Source organism: Aeromicrobium erythreum (genome assembly GCF_001509405.1).
GTDB lineage: Bacteria > Actinomycetota > Actinomycetes > Propionibacteriales > Nocardioidaceae > Aeromicrobium > Aeromicrobium erythreum.
On record NZ_CP011502.1, the window covers coordinates 827260 to 849704 of the forward strand.

The 22445-nt window shown below is 71.4% G+C and carries 20 protein-coding genes; 16 read left to right on the forward strand and 4 right to left on the reverse strand.

Going from position 1 to position 22445, the window contains the following annotated elements:
* Positions 1 to 10: 10 nt before the first annotated feature.
* Positions 11 to 898, reverse strand: coding sequence for a LysR family transcriptional regulator (locus Aeryth_RS04020; RefSeq protein ID WP_067854973.1), 888 nt, complete (start codon positions 896 to 898; stop codon positions 11 to 13).
* 92 nt (positions 899 to 990) lie between these two features.
* Between Aeryth_RS04020 and Aeryth_RS04025 the strand changes: the two genes are divergently transcribed.
* The 15 genes from Aeryth_RS04025 (at position 991) to Aeryth_RS04095 (ending at position 17332) form a co-directional block, all read left to right on the forward strand.
* On the forward strand, positions 991 to 1707 hold the full coding sequence (locus Aeryth_RS04025; RefSeq protein WP_236749812.1) for a succinate dehydrogenase cytochrome b subunit: 717 nt from the start codon (positions 991 to 993) through the stop codon (positions 1705 to 1707).
* On the forward strand, positions 1707 to 3671 hold the full coding sequence (locus Aeryth_RS04030; RefSeq protein WP_067854976.1) for a fumarate reductase/succinate dehydrogenase flavoprotein subunit: 1965 nt from the start codon (positions 1707 to 1709) through the stop codon (positions 3669 to 3671). Before Aeryth_RS04025 ends, Aeryth_RS04030 begins: the two co-directional genes overlap by 1 nt.
* Positions 3672 to 3684: 13 nt before the next feature.
* A complete protein-coding gene (locus Aeryth_RS04035; RefSeq protein ID WP_067854979.1) occupies positions 3685 to 4431 on the forward strand; it encodes a succinate dehydrogenase/fumarate reductase iron-sulfur subunit in 747 nt (248 codons plus the stop codon).
* A 523-nt stretch (positions 4432 to 4954) separates the two neighbouring features.
* Positions 4955 to 5365: a MarR family winged helix-turn-helix transcriptional regulator gene (locus Aeryth_RS04040; RefSeq protein WP_067854981.1), complete on the forward strand. Its 411-nt coding sequence runs from the start codon at positions 4955 to 4957 to the stop codon at positions 5363 to 5365.
* Complete coding sequence (locus Aeryth_RS04045) at positions 5362 to 6744, forward strand: MFS transporter (RefSeq protein WP_083516242.1); 1383 nt, start codon at positions 5362 to 5364, stop codon at positions 6742 to 6744. Before Aeryth_RS04040 ends, Aeryth_RS04045 begins: the two co-directional genes overlap by 4 nt.
* Positions 6644 to 7048, forward strand: a complete 405-nt coding sequence (locus Aeryth_RS18255; protein WP_236749864.1) for an SRPBCC family protein — start codon at positions 6644 to 6646, stop codon at positions 7046 to 7048. The genes Aeryth_RS04045 and Aeryth_RS18255 overlap by 101 nt, the downstream gene beginning before the upstream one ends.
* Before the next feature lie 115 nt (positions 7049 to 7163).
* Entirely contained in the window at positions 7164 to 8327 is a 1164-nt protein-coding gene (locus Aeryth_RS04055) for an amidohydrolase (RefSeq protein WP_067854987.1), read from the forward strand.
* Between the two features lie 135 nt (positions 8328 to 8462).
* A complete protein-coding gene (locus tag Aeryth_RS04060; protein ID WP_067854990.1) occupies positions 8463 to 9515 on the forward strand; it encodes a BMP family lipoprotein in 1053 nt (350 codons plus the stop codon).
* 145 nt (positions 9516 to 9660) lie between these two features.
* Positions 9661 to 11247, forward strand: a complete 1587-nt coding sequence (locus Aeryth_RS04065; RefSeq protein WP_067854992.1) for an ABC transporter ATP-binding protein — start codon at positions 9661 to 9663, stop codon at positions 11245 to 11247.
* Positions 11244 to 12362: an ABC transporter permease gene (locus Aeryth_RS04070; protein ID WP_067854995.1), complete on the forward strand. Its 1119-nt coding sequence runs from the start codon at positions 11244 to 11246 to the stop codon at positions 12360 to 12362. Before Aeryth_RS04065 ends, Aeryth_RS04070 begins: the two co-directional genes overlap by 4 nt.
* Before the next feature lie 236 nt (positions 12363 to 12598).
* Positions 12599 to 13861, forward strand: coding sequence for an ABC transporter permease (locus Aeryth_RS18170; protein WP_067854998.1), 1263 nt, complete (start codon positions 12599 to 12601; stop codon positions 13859 to 13861).
* On the forward strand, positions 13861 to 14340 hold the full coding sequence (locus tag Aeryth_RS04080; RefSeq protein ID WP_067855001.1) for a cytidine deaminase: 480 nt from the start codon (positions 13861 to 13863) through the stop codon (positions 14338 to 14340). The genes Aeryth_RS18170 and Aeryth_RS04080 overlap by 1 nt, the downstream gene beginning before the upstream one ends.
* Entirely contained in the window at positions 14337 to 15554 is a 1218-nt protein-coding gene (locus tag Aeryth_RS04085; protein ID WP_236749813.1) for a cytochrome P450, read from the forward strand. The genes Aeryth_RS04080 and Aeryth_RS04085 overlap by 4 nt, the downstream gene beginning before the upstream one ends.
* Positions 15551 to 16840, forward strand: coding sequence for a thymidine phosphorylase (locus Aeryth_RS04090; RefSeq protein ID WP_067855004.1), 1290 nt, complete (start codon positions 15551 to 15553; stop codon positions 16838 to 16840). Before Aeryth_RS04085 ends, Aeryth_RS04090 begins: the two co-directional genes overlap by 4 nt.
* A gap of 21 nt (positions 16841 to 16861) precedes the next feature.
* Positions 16862 to 17332, forward strand: a complete 471-nt coding sequence (locus tag Aeryth_RS04095; RefSeq protein WP_067855010.1) for a MaoC family dehydratase — start codon at positions 16862 to 16864, stop codon at positions 17330 to 17332.
* Between the two features lie 508 nt (positions 17333 to 17840).
* On the opposite strand, the gene Aeryth_RS04100 is transcribed toward Aeryth_RS04095, so the two are convergent.
* The 3 genes from Aeryth_RS04100 to deoC are packed head-to-tail and all read right to left on the reverse strand — an operon-like array spanning position 17841 to position 21184.
* Positions 17841 to 18728 (reverse strand): aldehyde dehydrogenase family protein, encoded by an 888-nt coding sequence (locus Aeryth_RS04100; protein ID WP_067855013.1) that lies wholly within the window; start codon positions 18726 to 18728, stop codon positions 17841 to 17843.
* The gene (locus Aeryth_RS04105; RefSeq protein ID WP_067855019.1) at positions 18728 to 20176 is read right to left on the reverse strand and encodes an aldehyde dehydrogenase family protein; all 1449 of its coding nucleotides are present in this window, start codon (positions 20174 to 20176) and stop codon (positions 18728 to 18730) included. The genes Aeryth_RS04100 and Aeryth_RS04105 overlap by 1 nt, the downstream gene beginning before the upstream one ends.
* A 33-nt stretch (positions 20177 to 20209) precedes the next feature.
* Positions 20210 to 21184 carry a deoxyribose-phosphate aldolase gene (deoC, locus tag Aeryth_RS04110; RefSeq protein ID WP_067855023.1) on the reverse strand — a complete coding sequence of 325 codons (975 nt, stop codon included), beginning with the start codon at positions 21182 to 21184 and terminating at the stop codon, positions 20210 to 20212.
* A 173-nt stretch (positions 21185 to 21357) separates the two neighbouring features.
* Between deoC and Aeryth_RS04115 the strand changes: the two genes are divergently transcribed.
* Entirely contained in the window at positions 21358 to 22437 is a 1080-nt protein-coding gene (locus tag Aeryth_RS04115; protein WP_202967706.1) for an adenosine deaminase, read from the forward strand.
* Positions 22438 to 22445 lie beyond the last annotated feature (8 nt).

The following is a 22445-nucleotide window of genomic DNA, read 5'->3' on the forward strand; positions in this document are numbered from 1 at the left end:
GTGAGGCCGGTCAAGGCTGCACGCCCTCCTGCAGCGAGAGCAACAGCTCGTCGTGGAAGGCGAGTGCCGCGAGCTGCAGGGTGTCGCGGCGGTGAGCCAGGGCGATGTGCCGGTCGAGCGAGGGGTTGCGCAGGGCCACCGGTCGCAGCCCCGGCCGGTTCGCCAGCACCATCTCCGGCACCACCGCGTACCCGAGCCCTGCCTCGACGAAGCGGAGCACGGACAGCATCTCCCCGCCCTCGACCGACACCTGCGGCGTGAACCCGGCGGCGGCGCAGGCGGCGAGCGTCGTCTCGCGCAGGTCGTAGCCGGTGCGGAACATCACGAGCGGCAGGTCGCGCAGGGCACCCACGTCGACGGCGTCCGGCAGGGCGTCGTCGACGGGCGCCGCGAGCACGAGCCGGTCGCGCCGCAGCAGCACGGTCTCGAGGTCGGGCCGCTCCTGCGACAGGGGCGTGATGAGCAGGGCGACGTCGAGCCGACCCTGGGCGAGCTCGTGGGTGAGCACCCGCGACCCGCTCTCGTGCACCTCCAGCTCGATCAAGGGGTGCGACTCGTGGAACCGGGTCAGGACCTCGGGGAGCAGGCCGTCGCAGATCGACGGGGTGGCGCCGAGGCGCACCCGCCCTCGCCGCAGCCCGGCGACCTCGTGGACGGCTCGTCGGGCCGACTCGACGTCGATGAGGATGCGCTCGGCGTGGGGGAGGAGCGCCTCGCCGGCGCTGGTCAGCTCGATGCCGCCGGGCTGCCGCACGAACAGCGGGGTGCCGAGGGAGTTCTCCAGCACGCGGACCTGCTTGGACAGGCTGGGCTGGGCGACGCCGACCTCGGCTGCCGCGCGGGTGAAGTTGCGCGTACGCGCCACCGCGACGAAGTAGGAGAGCTGCTGGAACTGCACGATCCCCAGCCTACTCCTCGATAGCCGCAGGCTATGAAGGTTGGCCTCATCATGACTTAGCGCTTAGGTAAGAATCGCGTTAACGTCGGATCGTGGCCACTACTCTGACTCGCGCGTCGGCGCGCAGGTCGACCGTCGTGCTCAAGTACACGATGGCCGTGTCCGGGCTGATCATGCTCGGCTACCTGCTCGTCCACATGTACGGCAACCTCAAGTTCTTCCAGGGGCAGGAGTACTTCGACTCCTACCTCGAGGGCCTGGAGGACATCTTCTACCCCTACCTGCCGCACGGCGGCGCCCTGTGGATCCTCCGCGTGGTGCTCCTCGCGTCGCTCGTCGCGCACGTCTACTGCGCGATCACGCTCTGGCGGCGCAACAAGGTGGCGGCGGGCTACACCGGTGGCAAGCGCTACCACTCCAAGCAGAACCGCACGGGCATCCAGCGCTCCTACGCGTCGTTCACGATGCGCTGGGGCGGCGTGATCCTGCTGCTGTTCATCATCGGCCACCTCGCCCAGATGCTGCCGAACTGGCTCGCCCCCGGCGGACCGTCGGACAGCAAGTACGAGCGCGTCGTCAACGGGTTCGAGATCTGGTGGGTCGTCCTGCTGTACACGATCGGCCTCGTCGCGGTCGGCTTCCACCTGTGGCACGGCTTCTGGAGCGCCCTCACGACGCTCGGCCAGAACCGCAGCAGCACCCGCAAGGACTCCGTCATCACCATCGCGTCGTGGGTGCTCTCGGTGGTCATCGCCGGTGGCTTCCTGATCGTCCCCTTCGCCGTCTTCTTCTTCGGAGCTGGTTCCTGATGAGTGACACCTACACCCCGACCGGGGCAGCCGAGCAGTTCATCGAGCACGGCGAGGACATCCACGACACGAAGGCGCCCTCGGGTCCCATCGAGCGTCGCTGGGAGCAGCGTCAGTTCGACGCCAAGCTGGTCAACGCGGCCAACCGTCGCAAGATCAAGATCATCGTCGTCGGCACCGGCCTGGCGGGCGCGTCCGCCGCGGCCACCCTCGGCGAGGCCGGCTACCACGTGACGAGCTTCTGCTACCAGGACAGCCCGCGTCGGGCGCACTCGATCGCGGCGCAGGGCGGCATCAACGCGGCCAAGAACTACCGCAACGACGGCGACTCGGTGTACCGGCTCTTCTACGACACGGTCAAGGGCGGCGACTTCCGCTCGCGCGAGTCCAACTCCTACCGCCTCGCGCAGGTCTCGGTGAACATCATCGACCAGTGCGTCGCGCAGGGCGTCCCGTTCGCCCGCGAGTACGGGGGCCTGCTCGACAACCGCTCCTTCGGCGGCGTGCAGGTCTCCCGCACGTTCTACGCGCGCGGCCAGACCGGACAGCAGCTGCTCATCGGCGCCTACCAGGCGCTCGAGCGCCAGGTCGCCGCCGGCACCGTCGAGGTGCACACCCGCCACGAGATGCTCGACCTGGTCATGGTCGACGGCAAGGCGCGCGGCGTCATCGTCCGCGACATGGTCACCGGCGAGATCGAGTCGCACACGGCCGACGCGGTCGTGCTCGCGAGCGGCGGCTACGGCAACGTCTACTTCCTCTCCACCAACGCCATGGGCTGCAACGTCACGGCCACCTGGCGCGCGCACCGTCGCGGCGCCTACTTCGGCAACCCCTGCTACACGCAGATCCACCCGACCTGCATCCCCGTCTCCGGCGACTACCAGTCGAAGCTGACGCTGATGAGCGAGTCGCTGCGCAACGACGGCCGCATCTGGGTGCCGAAGAAGGCCGGCGACGACCGCCACCCGCGTGACATCCCCGAGGACGAGCGCGACTACTACCTCGAGCGCATCTACCCCGCGTTCGGCAACCTGGTGCCCCGCGACATCGCCTCGCGCGCCGCGAAGTACCAGTGCGACGACGGCAAGGGCGTCGGCCCCGGCGGCCTGGGCGTCTACCTCGACTTCGCCGACGCGATCGAGCGCATGGGTCGCCCGGCGGTCGAGGCGAAGTACGGCAACCTCTTCGACATGTACGCCCGGATCACCGGTGAGGACCCGTACACCGAGCCGATGCGCATCTACCCGGCCGTGCACTACGTCATGGGTGGCCTCTGGGTCGACTACGACCTGCAGAGCAACCTCGAGGGCCTCTTCGTCACGGGCGAGGCGAACTTCTCCGACCAGGGCGCGAATCGCCTCGGCGCCTCGGCGCTGATGCAGGGCCTCGCCGACGGCTACTTCGTGCTGCCGACGACGATCGCCAACTACCTGGCCGCGGGTCCGTTCGAGCCGGTCGCCGAGGACCACCCGGCGGTCCTCGAGGCCCGTCAGGCCGTCGAGGAGCGCATCCAGAAGCTGCTGGCCGTCGACGGCAACCGCACGGTCGACAGCTACCACAAGGAGCTCGGCCACATCATGTGGGAGTACTGCGGCATGGAGCGGACCGAGGAGGGCCTGACGAAGGCTATCGGCCTGATCCGCGAGCTGCGCGACGACTTCTGGAAGAACGTGAAGGTCACCGGTGAGGCCGAGGAGCTGAACCAGACCCTGGAGCGGGCGGGCCGCGTCGTCGACTTCTTCGAGCTGGGCGAGCTGATGTGCATCGACGCGCTCAACCGCGAGGAGTCGTGCGGCGGTCACTTCCGCGCCGAGAGCCAGACCGAGGACGGCGAGGCGCTGCGCCACGACGACCGCTTCGCCTACGTGGCGGCGTGGGAGTTCGGCGGCGAGAAGCCGATCCTGCACAAGGAGCCGCTCGAGTACGAGTACGTCGAGATGAAGGCCCGGTCGTACAAGTGAACAGGAGCTGCAAGTGAAGATCACCGTCAACGTCTGGCGCCAGAAGAACGCCGACGCGAAGGGCGAGATGGTCGGGTACCACCTCGACGACGTCTCCGAGGACATGTCGTTCCTGGAGATGCTCGACGTGCTCAACGAGCAGCTCACGCTCGCCGGCGAGGAGCCGGTCGCGTTCGACCACGACTGCCGTGAGGGCATCTGCGGGTCGTGCGGCGTCGTCATCAACGGCATCGCGCACGGCCCCGAGGTCACGACGACCTGCCAGCTGCACATGCGCTCGTTCAAGGACGGCGACGTCATCGACATCGAGCCGTGGCGCGCGGGCGCGTTCCCGATCGTCAAGGACCTCGTCGTCGACCGCGGCGCGTTCGACCGCATCATCCAGTCCGGCGGCTACATCAGCGTCAACACCGGCTCGGCCCCGGAGGCCAACAACCTCCCGGTGCCGAAGGAGGACGCCGACCACGCGTTCGCGGCGGCGACCTGCATCGGCTGCGGTGCCTGCGTCGCGGCGTGCCCGAACGGCTCGGCGATGCTGTTCACGGCCGCCAAGGTGACCCACCTGGGCCTGCTGCCGCAGGGTCAGCCGGAGCGTGAGTCGCGCGTGGCCAGCATGGTCGCGCAGCACGACGCGGAGGGCTTCGGCTCCTGCACCAACATCGGCGAGTGCACGGCGGCCTGCCCCAAGGGCATCCCGCTCGACGTCATCTCGCGGCTCAACCGCGACCTGCTCGGGGCGCTGGCCGCCGGCCAGGCCTGACGCACCGTCCCTCGACCGCCCGTCACCTCCCCGGAGGTGGCGGGCGGTCGTGACGTCCGGGCCGGGCGGATGCGCTGTGCCCCTCGAGCGGTGACTTCTCCACCGATCGACTGGATGCCGCCGTGGGCGGTGGGTTCTCCACCATCCCAGCGCTGAGACGATGGAGGACCCACCGCTCGGGGGCTTTCAGTGGAGAACTCACCGCCCGACGCGCCGACGCGCCGTGCTCGAGCCCTCCATCGGTGGATCTGCAACCGCAGCGCCCGAAGCCGCGCGAATCGGTGGATCCTCAACCGCAGACCGCCTCCTGGGGTTGCTGACCCACCGGTGGAGGGCTCCGGCGTGCCCGGTCAACCCCATGCCCCCTGCCCCGTCGAGGCCCGCAGAAAGCAGGACTGCGACCACCCACGCCGACGCAGCCCCGTCGCCGAGAGGGAGCGACCTGTCGCCCCGACAGCACGCGCACCCATCCGTGAATGGTTGCAGATTTGAATTAGCATGGTTAATGACCTAGGCTAAGGACATGCCCACCGACTCCCAGAACCTCGCGCTGGCGGTGGCCCGACTCAACCGCAGGCTCCGGCAGGAGCGGCACTCCGACCTGACCCCGACGCAGATGTCCGTGCTGGGCACGCTGCGCCAGCTGGGTCCGACGTCGCCGTCGTCGATCGCCGCCCGTGAGCGCGTGAGCGCCCCCAGCGTGACCCGCACCCTGAACTGCCTCGCCGAGGACGGTCTCGTCGAGCGCGCACCGCACCCGCAGGACGGCCGTCAGGTCGTCGTCAGCCTCTCCGACCTCGGCGAGAAGACGCTCGCGGAGGAGCGTCGGCGTCGCGACGCCTGGCTGCACCAGCGTCTCGCCGAGCTCGACCCCCGCGAGCGGGCCCTGCTGCGGGAGGCGTCGGCGATCCTGACCCGGATCACCGAGTCGTGAGCCCGACCTTCCGCGCGCTGCACGTCCGCAACTACCGCGTCTACGCCGCGGGAGCCCTCGTCTCCAACGTGGGCACCTGGATGCAGCGCGTCGCGCAGGACTGGCTCGTCCTCCAGCTGACCTCGAGCGGCACCGCCCTCGGCATCACGACCGGCCTGCAGTTCCTGCCTGCGCTCCTGCTGTCGCCGGTCGCCGGCGTGGTCGCCGACCGGTACCCCAAGTGGACCGTGCTGCGCTGCACGCAGGTGGCCATGGCCGTGCCCGCCGCGATCCTCGGCGTCCTCGCCGTCACGGGAGCCGCCCAGGCGTGGCACGTCTACGTGCTGGCGTTCGTGTTCGGCGTCGGCACCGCGTTCGACGCGCCCGCCCGCCAGTCGTTCGTCGTCGAGATGGTCGGACCCGACGACCTCTCCAACGCCGTCGGCCTCAACTCGGCGTCCTTCAACTCCGCCCGCATGATCGGTCCCGCGCTCGCGGGCCTGCTCATCGCCGCAGGCGGGTCGGGCGTCGAGGCGACGGGCTGGGTCATCCTGGCCAACGCCGTCAGCTACCTCGCCGTCATCGCCTCGCTGCAGCGCCTCGACCCCGCACGGCTCTCGCCCGCGCCCGTCATGGGCAGTCGCAAGGGCGCGGTGCGCGAGGGCGTCCGGTACGTCCGCGCCCGGCCCGACCTCGTGCTCGTCCTGTCCATCGTGTTCGCGGTCGGCACCTTCGGCCTGAACTTCCAGATGACCAGCGCCCTCATGGCGACCGACGTCTTCGACAAGGGCGCGGGGGAGTACGGCATCCTCGGCTCGGTCATGGCGATCGGCTCGCTGGCCGGCGCGCTCCTGGCCGCCCGGCGCGAACGGCCGCGACTGCGGTTCGTGGTGGGGGCGGCCATCGCGTTCGGCGTCGTCGAGATCGTCGCGGGGCTGATGCCCGACTACCTCACCTACGCGCTCGTGCTCCCGCTGCTCGGCCTCTGCGCGCTGACGATGATCACGGCGGCCAACGCCACCATCCAGCTCACGACCGAGCCGGTCATGCGCGGACGCGTCGCGGCGCTGTACCTCATGATCTTCATGGGCGGCACGCCGCTCGGCTCGCCGTTCATCGGCTGGGTGGGGGAGACGTTCGGTGCCCGCTGGACGCTGATCGGTGGTGGGTCGCTGTCGCTGCTCGGCGTGGCCGTCGCGCTGGCGTTCTACGCGCACGGACGCGAGATCCAGCGCCGCGACGTCGCCGAGCTGGTGGCTCGCCTACGCTCGCAGCATGGACGTCGAGCGCACCTTCACCCTGCCCCGGCCGGTCGAGGAGGTCTTCGCCTTCCTCAGCGACTTCGAGAACACCGAGCACTGGGACCCCGGCACGATCGAGACGACGCGCCTGTCGGGTGACGGCGGCATGGGCACCCGGTACGCGAACCGGTCGCGGTTCATGGGGCGCACCGTCACGCTCGAGTACGAGACGGTCGGCTTCGACCCGCCGGCCTTCTTCGCCTGCAAGGGCGTGAACGGACGCACGACCGCCACCGACGTCATGTCGTTCACCCCCGTCGACGACACCGCCACGCAGGTCCACTACCGGGCGCAGTTCGACTTCCCGTTCCCGCTGCACAAGCTCGCGCCGCTCGTGCTGCGCCGCCGGCTCGACGGGCTCGCCGACGAGACGGTCGAGTCGATCCGCCGCGCCCTGGCCTGACCCCTGCTCGGCCACGACCCTTCCGGCGCGCCCTGTCGGCGCGCCGACCGGGACGACGACGGCCGCTCGGCGGACACGTCCCGCGGGACGTGCCGGGCGGGACTATCCTGGCCGAATGTCCGTCGAAGCCATCGCCCGCTCGATCGAGGTCGTCACGCCCGACCTGATCGAGCTGCGCCGCGACCTGCACGCCAGCCCCGAGCTGTCGTGGCACGAGGAGCGGACCACCGACGTGGTGGCCGGCTGGATGGACAAGCTGGGTCTCGTCCACGAGCGGTTCGAGGGCACCGGGCTGGTCGCCGAGGTCGGGCCCGAGGAGGGGCCGATCGTCGCGCTGCGCGCCGACCTCGACGCGCTGCCCGTCGACGACACGACGTCCGACCCCTGGCGCTCCACCGTGCCGGGCGTCGCCCACGCCTGCGGCCACGACGTCCACGTCTCGGCCCTGGTGGGTGCCGCGGTCGCGCTGCAGGAGCTGCACCAGGCGGGCGGTCTGCCCCGCCGCGTGCGGCTGATCTTCCAGCCGGCCGAGGAGGTCATGCCCGGTGGTGCCCTGCGGCTCCTGTCCGCCGGGGTGCTGCGTGGTGTCTCCCGCATCGTCGCGCTGCACTGCGACCCCTCGCTCGACGTCGGCCAGGTCGGCCTGCGCGAGGGTCCGATCACCGGCGCGTCCGACCGGATCCAGGTGACCCTCTCCGGTCGCGGCGGGCACACGTCGCGACCGCACCTCACCGAGGACCTCACCTACGCCCTCGCGAGCCTGGTCACCCAGCTGCCCGCCGTGCTCTCGCGCCGCTTCGACCCGCGGTCCGGCGCGAGCCTCGTCTGGGGCTCCGTGCGCGCCGGCAACGCGCCCAACGTCATCCCCTCCACGGGTGAGCTGAGCGGCACCCTGCGCATGCTCGACTCCGCCGCCTGGCACCAGGCGGAGCACCTCGTCCGCGGCCTCATCGCCGACATCATCGAGCCGTTCGGCGTCAGCGCCGACGTCACCTACGTGCGCGGCGTCCCGCCGGTCGTCAACGACTTCGGCGTCACCGAGGTCCTGCGACGGGCCGTCTCCGACGCCATCGGACCCGCCGCCGTCGCGACGACGAGCCAGAGCCTCGGCGGCGAGGACTTCGCCTGGTACGTCGAGGCGGTGCCGGGCGCCATGGGACGGCTCGGCACCCGCACGCCGGACGGCCCCACGTACGACCTCCACCAGGGCAACCTACGCATCGACGAGCGCGCGATCGCCGTCGGCGCGAAGGTCCTGGCCTGCTCGACGCTGCACTAGCGCGCCCCCGCCGACCTGGCAAGGTGACGATCCGGTTACGGCCCGGAGCAATCGCCCCGAGGCCCTCCCGCGGGACCCTGCGCGCGGTTAGGGTGCAGGCGTGCCGGGCTCGCCGGCGAAGTCTGAGGAGGAACATTGCGTCGTCTCACGAAGGTCACCGCCGTCGCCGGCGTGGCCGCGCTCGTGCTCGCTGGTGCGGGCTGCGCGAAGAAGAGCACCGACAGCGAGGACAGCAGCGCCAGCGGCAAGGACTGCGTCGCCAAGGTCGACACCAAGGTCGGCATGGCCTTCGACGTGGGCGGTCGCGGTGACCAGTCGTTCAACGACTCCGCCGCCAAGGGCCTCGACAAGGCCGAGTGCGAGCTGGGCTTCGAGGTGCAGACCGCCGAGGCGCAGGACGGCGAGGCCGAGTCGGCGCGCGAGGGCCGCCTCCAGCAGCTGGTCGACGCCGGGTACAACCCCGTCATCGCCGTGGGCTTCGCGTACTCCTCCGCGGTCGGCAAGATCGCCAAGGAGAACCCCGAGGTCAACTTCGCGATCGTCGACGACGCGGTCGAGGGCGACAACATCGCGAACCTGCTGTTCGCCGAGGAGCAGGGCTCCTTCCTCGTCGGCGCCGCCGCGGCGCTGAAGACCGAGTCCGACAACATCGGCTTCGTCGGTGGCGTCGAGACGCCGCTCATCAAGAAGTTCGAGGTCGGCTACGAGGCGGGCGCCGAGGCCGTCAACCCCGACATCGAGATCCAGAGCCGCTACCTGACGCAGCCGCCGGACTTCAGCGGCTTCGGCGACCCGGCGAAGGGCAAGACCGCCGCCGAGGGCATGTTCGACAAGGGTGCCGACATCGTCTACCACGCGGCCGGCGGCTCCGGCGCGGGTGTGTTCGAGGCCGCGAAGGACGCCGACGCCAAGGCGATCGGCGTCGACTCCGACCAGGCCCTCACGGCCGACCCGTCGGTGCGCGACGTCATCCTGACCTCGATGCTGAAGAACATCGACGTCGCCGTGTTCTCCTACCTGCAGGGTGTCGCCGACGGCAAGGTGCCGACCGGCCCGACCGTCTACGACCTCAAGGTCGACGGCGTCGGCTACTCCAAGACCGGTGGCCAGGTCGACGACATCGCCAGCAAGCTGGACGAGTACAAGAAGCAGATCGTGGACGGTTCCATCACCGTCCCCAGCGAGTGACGAGGATCCCTGCGATCCTGACGGCTTGACGCGGTCCGGCCCTGCGCGCGAGCGTGGGGCCGGACCGTGACCCGTTCGTCCGACCTGCTCGACCCCGCTGACACCCGCCCGGCCGACGGTCGGGCCCTCCGCAGAGGAGTGCTGCGTGACCACGTCCGTCCCCGACGGCACCACGAACCCCGAGACCGGCGACGTCGTCGTCCGGCTGCGGGGCATCGGCAAGACGTTCCCGGGCGTCATCGCCAACCACGACATCGACATCGACGTCCGCCGCGGCACCGTGCACGCCATCGTCGGCGAGAACGGTGCCGGCAAGTCGACGCTCATGAAGATCCTCTACGGCGTCCAGAAGCCGGACTCCGGGACGATCGAGATCCAGGGCCGTCCCGTCGACCTCGGCTCCCCGTCCGACGCGATCGCTGCGGGCGTGGGCATGGTCTTCCAGCACTTCATGCTGGCCGACAACTTCACGGTGCTCGAGAACGTCGTGCTGGGTGCCGAGAAGCTGCACGGCATCGGCGACGCGGCCCGCGCCGAGATCCGGCGCCTGTCCGAGGCGTACGGCCTCGACATCGATCCCGACGTGCTCGTCGAGGACCTCGGCGTCGGCGCCCGCCAGCGCATCGAGATCCTCAAGGTGCTCTACCGCGGGGCGTCGGTGATCATCCTCGACGAGCCGACGGCCGTGCTCGTCCCGCAGGAGGTCGACGAGCTCTTCGACAACCTGCGCGAGCTGAAGGCCGAGGGCCTCGCGGTCATCTTCATCTCCCACAAGCTCGACGAGGTGCTCTCGGTCGCCGACACGGTCACGGTGGTCCGACGCGGCACGACGGTCGACACCCGTCCCGCTGCCGGCGTCACCTCGCGCCAGCTGGCCGAGCTCATGGTCGGCTCGGAGCTGCCGAGCCCCAGCACCGAGACGTCGACGGTGACCGACCAGCCGGTGCTCGAGGTCCGCGACCTGACGCTGCCGGCGCCCACGACCGGGCTCGCCGGCACCGGCGGCCGTCCGCTCCTGTCCGACGTCGACCTGACGATCCACCGTGGCGAGATCCTCGGCGTGGCCGGGGTCGAGGGCAACGGCCAGGCCGAGCTCGTCGAGGCGATCATGGGCATGCGTCCCGGTGCCACCGGCTCCGTGCGCCTGTCGGGCGCCGACCTCGCCGGGCTGTCGACGCGGCGGCGCCGCGAGGCCGGCATCGGGTACATCCCCGAGGACCGGCACCGCCACGCGCTGCTGCTCGACGCGCCGCTGTGGGAGAACCGCGTGCTGGGCCACCAGACCCGCGAGCCCAACGTCTCCGGCCCCTTCATCGACCGAAAGGGCGCCCGCTCCGACACCCAGCGCATCGTCGAGGAGTACGACGTCCGCACGCCCGGCATCGACGTGCTGGCCCGGGCGCTGTCGGGAGGCAACCAGCAGAAGCTCATCATCGGTCGCGAGATGACCGGCGAGCCGAGCCTGCTCGTCGCCGCCCACCCGACGCGCGGCGTCGACGTCGGCGCCCAGGCCGCCATCTGGGACCACATCAAGCGGGCCCGCCGCGACGGCCTGGCGGTGCTGCTCATCTCCGCCGACCTCGACGAGCTCATCGGCCTGTCCGACACCATCCGCGTGATCCTGCGCGGCCGTCTCGTCCCCGACGTGTTCGACCCGGCGACCGTGACCCCCCAGCAGCTCGGCTCGGCCATGACCGGCGCCGGCGACGACGCAGCAGGAGACGTCGCATGACCGACCAGCGACTCAAGCGCATCGGCCTCGCGGTCGCTGCGCCCGCGCTCGCCCTCGTGGCGGCCTTCCTCATCACGAGCCTCGTGCTCGTGGTGGCGGGCGACTCCGTGGGCGGGGTGTGGGGGCAGATCCTCAGCATCCCGGAGGCGCGCGGCCTGACGAACATCGTCAACAGCGCCACCGTCTACTACCTCTCGGGCGTCGCGGTGGCCATCGGCTTCCGGATGAACCTCTTCAACATCGGCGTCGACGGCCAGTACCGCGTCGCGTCGTTCGCCGCCGCGGTCGTGGCCGGCGAGGCGTGGCTGCCCGGCTGGCTCAACACCGCCGCCGCCATCCTGGCCGCGATGCTCGTGGGTGCCGCCTGGGCCGGCATCGCGGGCCTGCTGCGGGTCACGCGGGGCGTCTCGGAGGTGATCTCGACGATCATGCTCAACGCCATCGCGACGGCGCTCGTGGCCTTCCTGCTGCGCAAGGCCGCCGTGAACGACCCCGGCTCCAACATCACCGCGACGAAGGAGATCCCCGAGGGCAGCCGCATCCCCGGGTTCACGCTCTTCCCCGGGTCGCCGAACGAGGTGTACGGCTTCGTCTTCATCGCGATCGTCGTCGGCGTCGTGTACTGGCTCGTGATCAACAAGACCCGCTTCGGCTTCGACCTGCGGGCGACGGGCCTGTCGGAGACCGCGGCCGTGGCGTCCGGCATCGACGTGAAGAAGATGATCCTCGTCTCGATGCTGCTCTCCGGTGCCGCCGCCGGCCTGGTGGGCCTGCCCATCCTGTTCGGCGAGGCGTTCGCGTACGGCTCGACCTTCCAGTCCGGGCTGGGCTTCGCGGGTATCGCGATCGCGCTGCTCGGCCGCAACCACCCCGTCGGCATCGCGCTCGGCGCGCTGCTCTTCGCCTTCCTCGACGAGCAGTCGAACCCGCTGCAGATCCTGCAGGACGTCTCGCCCGACATCGTCAAGATCACGCAGGGCGTCATCGTGCTGACCGTCGTCATCGCCTACGAGGTGGTGCGTCGCTACGGCGTGCGCCTCGAGCAGCGCCAGGTCGCCGCCGCGCTCGACGCCCAACGACGCACCGGCGCCACCACGGAGGGAGCAGACCGATGAACGAGCGCCAGCGAGGGAACCACGAACACCTCATCGCGGCACCTCCGTACCGTGCTCTTCCCACGGAGGTGCGGCGATGAGCGAGCGCCAGCGAGTGATCCACGAACACCTCATCGCGGCACCTCCGTACCGTGCTCTTCCCACGGAGGTGCGGCGATGAGCGAGCGCCAGCGAGTGATCCACGAACACCTCAGCGCGGCACCTCCGTACCGTGCTCTTCCCACGGAGGTGCGGCGATGAGCGTGGCCACCCCTCCCGTCGGCGGCGCGCCGACGGCCCCCGCGGGCCGCTCCCGCGTCTCGTTCGCCAAGGTGCTGCTCGGCCTGGCCGGGCTGCTCCTGCTCCTGGCGGTGCTGCGCGTCGTCACCGGCGCCGACGACCTCGCGTCGTCGGGCACCCTGCGCGCCACGCTGGTCGCCGCCGTGCCCATCGGCCTGGCCGGTCTGGGCGGTCTCTGGGCCGAGCGTGCGGGCGTCGTCAACATCGGCCTCGAGGGCATGATGATCCTCGGCACGTTCGGGGCCGGCTACTTCGGGTACTTCTACGGACCGTGGCAGGGCGTGCTCGGCGCGATCCTGCTGGGTGCCGCGGGCGGCCTGCTGCACGCGATCGCCACCGTCCTGTTCGGCGTCGACCACATCGTCTCCGGCGTCGCGATCAACATCATCTCCCTCGGCGCGGTCCAGTACCTGGCCGTCCTGGCGTTCACGGGCGTCCCCGGAGGTGGGCAGACGCAGTCGCCGCGCGTCGACGACCTGCCGGCGATCACGATCAGCGCGCTCGCCGACCCGCTCGGCGACCTCGAGGCGAAGAACTGGTTCCTCGTGTCCGACGCGGCCGCGCTCCTGCGTGCGCTCGTCTCGAACCTCAGCGTCCTGACGCTGATCTCGCTGGCCCTGTTCGCGCTCACCTGGTACGTCCTGTGGCGCACGCGGTTCGGCCTGCGCCTGCGGTCGGTCGGCGAGAGCCCGGCGGCCGCCGAGTCGCTCGGCATCGACGTGATCCGCTACAAGTTCGTCGCCGTCGTCACGTCCGGCGCCTTCGCCGGTCTGGCGGGCGGGTTCCTCGCACTGGTCGCCGCCAACGGGTTCCGTGACGGGCAGACCGGCGGACGCGGCTACATCGGCCTGGCCGCCATGATCTTCGGCAACTGGCGTCCCGGCGGGCTGCTGGCCGGTGCCGGCCTGTTCGGCTACACCGACACGCTGCGCCTGCGCGGTGGTGGCGACACGATCCACGGCCTGCTGCTGCTCGTGGCCGTCGGGCTCGTCGCCCTGGCGATCTGGCAGTGGCGTCAGCACGGCCGCCGCTCGGCGCTGGTCGCCGCGCTGCTGGGCGTCGTCGTGGCGCTCTGGTACTTCCTCACCAGCTCGGTGCCCGAGGACCTCACGGGCATGACGCCCTACCTGACCACGCTGCTGGTGCTCGCCCTGTTCTCGCAACGCCTGCGGATGCCGGCTGCGGACGGCAAGCCCTACCGCAAGGGGAGTGCGGGCTAGTGGCCGGCTCGTTCGGACTCGGCATCAGCACCGCCGACGACCCCGTCGACTGGGACGCGCTCACCCGGTACGCCACCGAGGTGATGCAGCGCGCCTACGCGCCGTACTCGCAGTACAAGGTCGGTGTGGCGGGGCTCGTCGACGACGGTCGTGTCGTGCTCGGCTGCAACGTCGAGAACGCGGCGTACGGCGTGGCGCTCTGCGCGGAGTGCGGCATGGTCTCGGCCCTGCACGCCACCGGTGGCGGACGTCTGCGTGCCGTCGCGTGCGTCGACGGCCAGGGTCGTCCGCTCATGCCGTGCGGCCGCTGCCGGCAGCTCTTGTGGGAGAACGGCGGGCCGGCCATGGAGCTGCTCACCGCCCGTGGCGTCGTCACGATGGACCAGGTCCTGCCCGACGCTTTCGACAGCAGCGACCTCGACGCCGCCGCCGACGGCAGCAGCGGCCCCGACGCCCCCGACCAGGAGAACCCCGCGTGAGCGCAGCGCTCGACCTGCCCACACCCGACCTGACCGACCCCGCGCTCCTCGACGACCCGTACCCGCTGCTGGCGCAGTGGCGGGCCGCCGGGCCGATGCTGCGCAGCGGCGAGGGACGCTGGGTGGCCACCACCCACTCGGCCGTCAGCGCCGTGCTGCGCAACCGCGCGCTCGGCCGGCTGTGGACCGACTGGGAGCCGGCCGAGCAGATGGAGCCCTTCAACACGCTGCACCGCAACCAGCTCATGGAGAACGAGCCGCCGGAGCACACGCGCATGCGGCGCCTGCTCGCCGGGGCGTTCGCACGCGGCCACGTCGAGCGGATGGCTCCGCGCATCGAGACCCTCGCCGACGCCATGCTCGATGACCTCGAGTCCGACCTGCGGGAGGGACGTCCCGTCGACCTGCTCGCCCGCTACGCGGAGCCGATGCCGGTGTTCGTCATCGCCGACCTCCTGGGCGTGCCGCGCGAGGACCACGTGCGTCTGCGGGACTGGTCGCAGGCCATCGTGCACATGTACGAGCAGGGCGTCGGTGACGACGTCCGCGCGGCAGCGGTGCAGGCCAGCAGCGAGTTCGCGGCGTACGTGCGCGACGTGGTCGCGTTGCGTCGGGCGGAGCCGGGGGAGGACCTCGTGAGCGACCTGATCGCCGAGCGCGAGGAGGGCGCCGGCACGCGGGCCGGCGGCTTCAGCGACGACGAGCTCGTGGCCACCGTCGTGCTGCTGCTGAACGCGGGCCACGAGGCGTCGGTGAACGTCTTCGGCAACGGCATGCACGCGCTGCTCTCGCACCCCGACCAGCAGGCCAGGGTGACGGGCGGCGAGGTCAGCGCGGCCACCGCGCTCGAGGAGCTCATCCGCTACGACGCCCCGCTGCAGATGTTCGAGCGCACCGCCACGAAGGACGTCGACGTCGCGGGCGTCACCGTGCGCGCGGGCGAGACCGTCGCCTGCCTCATGGGCTCGGCTAATCGCGACCCCGCCGCCTTCGAGGCGGCCGACACCTTCGACGTCGGCCGCGACCCGAATCCGCACGTCGGCTTCGGCATGGGTCTGCACTTCTGCCTGGGCGCACCGCTCGCCCGTGTGGAGCTGGAGATCACCGTGCGCCGGCTGCTCGACCGCTTCCCGACCATCGCGCTGCACGGCGCCGCTCCGCGTCGCCCCACGTGGGTGCTGCGCGGCTACGAGTCCCTCGAGGTGACCCTGTGACCACGCACGAACCGTTCGACGCGCCCGCGGTGATCGCCGCCAAGCGCGACCGCCACCGGCTCACCGACGCCCAGATCGACTGGGTCGTCGACGCCTACACGCGCGGCGTCGTCGCGCCGGAGCAGATGTCGGCGCTGGCCATGGCGATCCTGCTCAACGGCATGGACCGCGACGAGATCTCCCGCTGGACCGGCGCGATGATCGCGAGCGGCGAGCGGATGGACTTCTCCTCGCTGAGCCGGCCCACGGCCGACAAGCACTCCACGGGCGGTGTGGGCGACAAGATCACGCTGCCCCTCGCGCCCCTCGTCGCGGCCTGCGGCGTCGCGGTGCCGCAGCTGTCGGGTCGCGGGCTCGGGCACACGGGCGGGACGCTCGACAAGCTCGAGTCGATCCCCGGCTGGCGCGCGGCCCTCAGCAACGAGGAGATGCTCGCCCAGCTCGACGACGTCGGCGCCGTGATCTGCGCGGCCGGGTCGGGCCTCGCGCCCGCCGACAAGAAGCTCTACGCCCTGCGCGACGTGACGGGCACCGTCGAGGCGATCCCCCTGATCGCCAGCTCGATCATGAGCAAGAAGATCGCGGAGGGCACCGGCGCCCTCGTGCTGGACGTGAAGGTCGGTTCCGGCGCGTTCATGAAGGACGAGGCGCGGGCCCGCGAGCTGGCCGAGACCATGGTGGCCCTCGGCAAGGACGCCGGCGTCACCACCGTCGCCCTGCTCACCGACATGTCCACCCCCCTCGGCCTGACCGCCGGCAACGCCCTCGAGGTGCGCGAGTCGGTCGAGGTGCTGGCCGGCGGCGGACCGTCGGACGTCGTCGACCTGACGCTGGCGCTCGCCCGCGAGATGCTCGCCGCGGCCGGTCGGGGCGACGTCGACCCCGCCGACGCGCTGGCCGACGGTCGCGCGATGGACGCCTGGCGGCGGATGATCACCGCGCAGGACGGCGACCCGGACGCCCCGCTGCCGACCGCCCGCGAGACGCACGTCGTGACGGCGCAGGCCGACGGCGTGCTCACGTCGCTGGACGCCTTCGCCGTCGGCATCGCCGCCTGGCGCCTCGGTGCCGGGCGTTCGCGCCCCGGCGAGGACGTGCAGGCGGGCGCAGGCGTCGAGCTGCACGCGAAGCCGGGCGACGAGGTGCGCGCCGGCGCCCCGCTGATGACGCTGCACACCGACACGCCGGAGCGGTTCGAGCGCGCGCTGGAGGCTCTCGACGGCGCGGCAGAGGTCGGCTCGGGTCCGTTCGTCCCGCGCGACGTCGTGCTGGGTCGCGTCGAGTGACGATGGCCTAGGGTCGAGGGCATGCGTGTGCTGAACGACCGGCAGGAGGTCGCCGAGTCGGTGGGGACCGAGCTCGGTGTGAGCGAGTGGGTGCAGGTGTCCCAGGAGCGGATCGACCTGTTCGCCGACGCGACCGGTGACCGCCAGTGGATCCACGTCGATCCCGAGCGCGCGGCGGAGGGACCCTTCGGCGCGACCATCGCGCACGGCTACCTCACCCTGTCGATGCTCCCGTTCCTCGGCGCGCAGGTGTACGCGTTCGCGGGCGACGTCGCCCGGGTCAACTACGGCCTCAACAAGGTGCGGTTCATGACGCCGGTGACCGTCGGCTCGAAGATCCGCAACCGCGTGAGCGTCGTCGACGTGCACGACACCGACCGCGGCCAACAGGTCACCCTGCGCCACCAGATCGAGATCAAGGGTCAGGACAAGCCCGCCTGCGTCGCCGAGACCGTCACCGTCCTCATCGAGGCGGGCAGCCAGTCCGGCTGAGCAGCGCCTGCGGGGGTCTCGGCCCGCTGGTGCACTGCGCGGTTCATCTCGTCCTGCTGGTGCGCTGTCGTAGGGGGCCTGCCGTTGCTGCTGCGCAGCCTGCGATCGCCCTGTCATTGCTCGTGCGCTGCCTCGGCTCGCGCTGGGTGCGGTCTCCGAAAGGGCCTCGACCGGGCGGCTGGCGGGCCGGTGGTCTGGGTTCTCGGGCGGTGGCTTGCGGTGGACGCAAGATTCTGCACTCACGCGAGTCAGGTCGAACTTTTCTGCGTTCACGACGGGATCCCGTAGCAAACGCAGAATCCTTCGAGTTCCAGCGCACGAACGCAGATTCTTGCGTCCCACGCGGGCCGCACCCCGAAAACCCAGCCCAGCTCGACGAGACCCCCTGCGGCAGCGCACCAGCAACCCCAGACCCCCTACGCCCCCGCCGGCCCCCGCGTTGTGTGGAGGTACTGACGAAAGCCCGACGAGAGATCGTCGTCAACCGCACACACCGTGGGTCACGCGGTCAGTACGCCGACCCACCCGCAAGCGAGACGGCGCCGACGGGGTGCCAGACGGTCTTGGTCTCGAGGAAGGCGCGGAGGCGGGCGGTGCCGGGGACGGCGGTGAAGTCGGGCTCGCGACGGGGGGAGTGGACGCGCTTCACCGTGTCGGCGGCCGCACGCTCCAGGGCGACGCGCTGGTCGGCAGGCACGCCGGTGAGGTCGAGGCCGTTGACGTCGCCGTGGCTGGCGAGCCACGGCATGATCTCGGCCTGGTCGCCGGTGAGCAGGTTGACGACGCCCGCGGGCACGTCGCTCGTCGCCAGCACCTCCGCGAACGTCACCGCGACCGTCGGGTCGGCCTGCGACGCGACGACGACCGCGGTGTTGCCGCCGGCCAGCACGGGCAGCACGGCGCTCACCAGGGGCAGCAGCGGCGACGCCGACGACGCGGCCACCGCGACGACGCCCGTGGGCTCCGGCGCGGAGTAGCTGAAGTAGGGGCCCGACACAGCGTTCGCGCCACCGAAGACGGCCGACAGCTTGTCGGTCCAGCCGGCGTAGTGCACGACCCGGTCCACCGCCGCGTCGACCTCGGCGCGCGCCTCGGCCGGCTTCACGCCCCGGCTCTGCACGATGAGGTCGGCCAGCTCGGCCCGACGGGCCTCCAGCATCTCCGCCACGCGGTACAGGACCTGCCCGCGGTTGTAGGGGGTGGCGCCGGCCCACTTCGCCAGGCCCGACCGGGCGGCGACGACGGCGTTGCGGGCGTCCTTGCGGGAGGCGAGCGCGGCGTTGGCCATGAGCGAACCCTTCGTGTCGTGCACCTGGTAGGTACGACCGGACTCCGAGCGCGGGAAGGCGCCGCCGAGGTAGAGCTTGTAGGTCTTCGCGACCGTCAGACGTGCCATCAGAGCGCTCCCTCGTCGTCGGTGTCGAGGTAGGCGGCCATGCCGGCCGTCCCGCCCTCGCGGCCGAAGCCGGACTCGCCGTAGCCGCCGAAGGAGGCGGTCGGGTCGAACTTGTTGAACGTGTTGTCCCAGACGACACCGGCCTTGAGGCCGGCGGCCATGCCCATCGCGCGCGACCCCTTCTCGGTCCACACGCCGGCCGACAGGCCGTAGGGGGTGTTGTTGGCCTTCGCGAGCGCCTCCTCGGGCGTCCGGAAGGTCAGGGTGGTCAGCACGGGGCCGAAGATTTCCTCGCGGGCCACCCGCATCGACGCGGTCGCGTCGGTGAACACGGTCGGGGCGACGAACCAGCCGCGCTCCGGCAGGGCGCAGCTGCTGGTCCAGACGCCGGCGCCCTCCTCGGCCCCGACCTCGACCAGGCCGGTGACCTTGTCGTACTGCATCTGGCTGTTCAGGGCGCCGACGTCGGTGTTCTTGTCGAGCGGCTCGCCCACGCGCAGCGTCTCCACGCGCCGCTTCAGCTTCTCGAGGAACTCCTCGGCGACCGACTCCTGCACGAGCAGGCGCGAGCCGGCGCAGCAGACCTGGCCCTGGTTGAAGAAGATGCCCGACACGATGCCCTCGACGGCCTGGTCGATCGCCGCGTCGGCGAACACGATGTTCGCGCCCTTGCCCCCCAGCTCGAGGGTCAGCTTCTTGCCGGTGCCGGCGAGCTCGGACTGGATGCGCTTGCCCACGGGCGTGGAGCCCGTGAACGCGACCTTGTCGACGCCGGCGTGGTTGACGATGGCGGAACCGACGTCGCCGGCCCCCGGGAGGATGTTGACGACACCGGGCGGCAGGTCGGCGTCGGCGAGGATCTCGGCCAGGATCAGCGCGGTGACCGGCGTGGTCTCCGCGGGCTTGAGCACGACGGTGTTGCCGGCGGCCAGCGCCGGTGCGATCTTCCACGCGGCCATGAGCAGCGGGAAGTTCCACGGGATGACCTGCCCGGCCACGCCGAGCGGACGCGGCGCGGGACCGAGGCCCAGGTGGCCGAGCTTGTCGGCCCAGCCGGCGTGGTGGAAGAAGTGCTGCGCCGCGGTGGGCACGTCGAAGTCGCGGGTCTCGCGGATCGGCTTGCCGTTGTCGAGGGTCTCGGCGACGGCCAGCTCGCGGGAGCGCTCCGCGATCGCGCGGGCGATGCGGAACAGGTACTTGCCGCGCTCGGCGCCGCCCATGCGCGACCACGGGCCGTCGTAGGCGCGGCGGGCTGCGGCGACCGCCCGGTCGACGTCGGCCGCGGACGCGGTGCTGACGGTGGTGAGGGTCTCGCCGGTCGCCGGGTTGACGGAGGTCAGGTCGTCGCCGCCGCCGTCGACGAACGCGCCGTCGAGGAAGAGCTGGTACCGCGGCTTGATCGCGGCGATCGCCGCCGACTCCAGGGCCGGTGCGTAGGTGAGGTCCATGGGTGGGTCCTTCGGTGGTGTCGGTCGACGGGGTCAGTCGACGCTGACGTAGCGGGGGCCGCTGTAGTGGCCCTGGGTCTGGGTACGACGCTGCAGCAGAAGGTCGTTGACGACGCCCGAGGCGCCGAAGCGGAACCAGTGCGGGTCGAGCCACTGCGGCCCGGCGACCTCGTGCACGGCGACGAGGTAGGCGATGGCGTCCTTCGTGGTGCGGATGCCGCCGGCGGGCTTCACCGCACGCTGCACGCCGGTGAGGTCGAAGAGGTCTCGCACGGCCTGCAGCATCACGTGGGTGACGGGCAGCGTGGCGGCCGGCGCGATCTTCCCGGTGGAGGTCTTGATGAAGTCGCCACCGGCCAGCAGCGCGAGCCACGACGCACGTCGCACGTGGTCGTAGGTGGCGAGCTCGCCGGTCTCGAGGATCACCTTGAGCCGGGCGTCCCCGCAGGCCGCCTTCACGGCCTCGACCTGTCCGAACACGGTGGAGTAGTCGCCGGCGAGGAACGCGCCGCGGTCGATCACCATGTCGACCTCGTCGGCACCGGCCTCGACGGCGAGGCGGGTGTCGGCGAGCTTGACCTCGAGCGACGAGCGACCAGCGGGGAACGCCGTGGCCACCGACGCGACCTTGACGCCCGTGCCGGCCACGGCCTCGGCGGCGACGGCCACCATGTCGGGGTAGACGCAGACGGCCGCGGTCGACGGCGTGCCCGCCACCTCCCGGTCGGGCTGGACGGCCTTGCGGCAGAGGTTGCGCACCTTGCCGGGGGTGTCGGCGCCCTCGAGCGTCGTCAGGTCGACCATCGAGATGGCCAGGTCGATGAGGGCGCGCTTGGTGTCCTTCTTGATCGAGCGGGTCGCGAGCTGGGCCGCGCGGGCCTCGACGCCGACGGGGTCGACGGCCGGCAGCCCCTCGAGGAAGGCGCGGAGCGCGGTGTTGTCGGTGCCGCCGAGGCCCACGGCGGCACGGATCGCGGCAGCGTCGGGCGTGCCGGACGGGGTGGTCATGAAGTCCTCCGGATGAGACGGTGACGACGCGGGGTGAGGTCGTCAGGGGGCGCGGGGGTGGCCGCAGACCCATGAAGTCTGCCACCCCGGGCGTGGCGTGGTCACGTCTCCGCCACCGCCATCACCGTTGAGGTCCTCCCGGGGCGCTCCCGGGCACGTGCCACGATGTGCGCGTGAGCCTGACCGCCGACCAGATCCGCCGCGCCCCGAAGGTGGCGCTCCACGAGCACCTCGACGGTGGCGTCCGCCCGTCGACCGTCGCCGAGATCGCGCAGGAGGTCGGGCACCCACTGCCCGCCCCGCCGGACCAGCTGGGGATGTGGTTCGCCGACGCCGCCAGCTCCGGATCGCTGCCGCGGTACCTGGAGACGTTCGAGCACACGGTCGCGGTCATGCAGCGTCCGCAGGACCTCGCCCGCGTGGCCCGCGAGTCGGTGCTGGACCTGGCCGCCGACGGTGTCGTCTACGCCGAGCTGCGGTGGGCGCCCGAGCAGCACCTGCAGGGTGGCCTGACGCTCGCCGAGACGGTCGAGGCCGTGCAGGCGGGCATCGACGAGGGCCGCGCCGAGGCGGCCGCCGAGGGCACGCCGATCGTCGTCGGCCAGCTGCTCACGGCGATGCGGCACGCGCAGCACGGCCTGGAGATCGCCGAGCTCGTCGTCGAGTACCGGGACCGGGGCGTCTGCGGCTTCGACATCGCCGGCGCCGAGGACGGCTTCCCGCCGATCCTGCACCTCGAGGCGTTCGAGTACCTACGTCGCGAGAACGCCCACTTCACCATCCACGCCGGCGAGGCGTTCGGCCTGCCGTCCATCTGGCAGGCCATCCAGCGCTGCGGTGCCGACCGCCTGGGCCACGGCGTCCGGATCATCGACGACATCGACCTCGCGGCCGAGGGCGGACCCCGGCTGGGCCTGCTCGCCGCCTACGTGCGCGACCGGCGCATCCCGCTGGAGATGTGCCCCTCCTCGAACCTCCAGACGTCGGCCGTCCCGGGCATGCGCTCCATCGCCGACCACCCGATCGGCCTGCTCAAGGAGCTCGGGTTCCGCGTGACGGTCAACTGCGACAACCGGCTGATGAGCGGCACCTCGATGAGCCGGGAGATGCAGCTGCTCGTCGACGCCTTCGGCTACGGCGCCGACGACCTGCGCTGGTTCACGGTCAACGCCATGAAGAGCGCGTTCCTGCCGTTCGACGAGCGCCTCGCGCTGATCGACGACGTCATCAAGCCGCGCTACGCGGCCCTCTAGGTCGGGCT

Excerpts from the sequence above, each read along its gene's own strand:
- Aeryth_RS04030 (WP_067854976.1), top strand. The coding sequence starts at position 1,707 with ATGAGTGACACCTACACCCCGACCGGGGCAGCCGAGCAGTTCATCGAG.
- Aeryth_RS04040 (WP_067854981.1), top strand. The coding sequence starts at position 4,955 with ATGCCCACCGACTCCCAGAACCTCGCGCTGGCGGTGGCCCGACTCAAC.
- Aeryth_RS04055 (WP_067854987.1), top strand. The coding sequence starts at position 7,164 with ATGTCCGTCGAAGCCATCGCCCGCTCGATCGAGGTCGTCACGCCCGAC.
- Aeryth_RS04070 (WP_067854995.1), top strand. The coding sequence starts at position 11,244 with ATGACCGACCAGCGACTCAAGCGCATCGGCCTCGCGGTCGCTGCGCCC.
- Aeryth_RS18170 (WP_067854998.1), top strand. The coding sequence starts at position 12,599 with ATGAGCGTGGCCACCCCTCCCGTCGGCGGCGCGCCGACGGCCCCCGCG.
- Aeryth_RS04095 (WP_067855010.1), top strand. The coding sequence starts at position 16,862 with ATGCGTGTGCTGAACGACCGGCAGGAGGTCGCCGAGTCGGTGGGGACC.
- Aeryth_RS04100 (WP_067855013.1), bottom strand. The coding sequence starts at position 18,728 with ATGGCACGTCTGACGGTCGCGAAGACCTACAAGCTCTACCTCGGCGGC.
- Aeryth_RS04105 (WP_067855019.1), bottom strand. The coding sequence starts at position 20,176 with ATGGACCTCACCTACGCACCGGCCCTGGAGTCGGCGGCGATCGCCGCG.
- deoC (WP_067855023.1), bottom strand. The coding sequence starts at position 21,184 with ATGACCACCCCGTCCGGCACGCCCGACGCTGCCGCGATCCGTGCCGCC.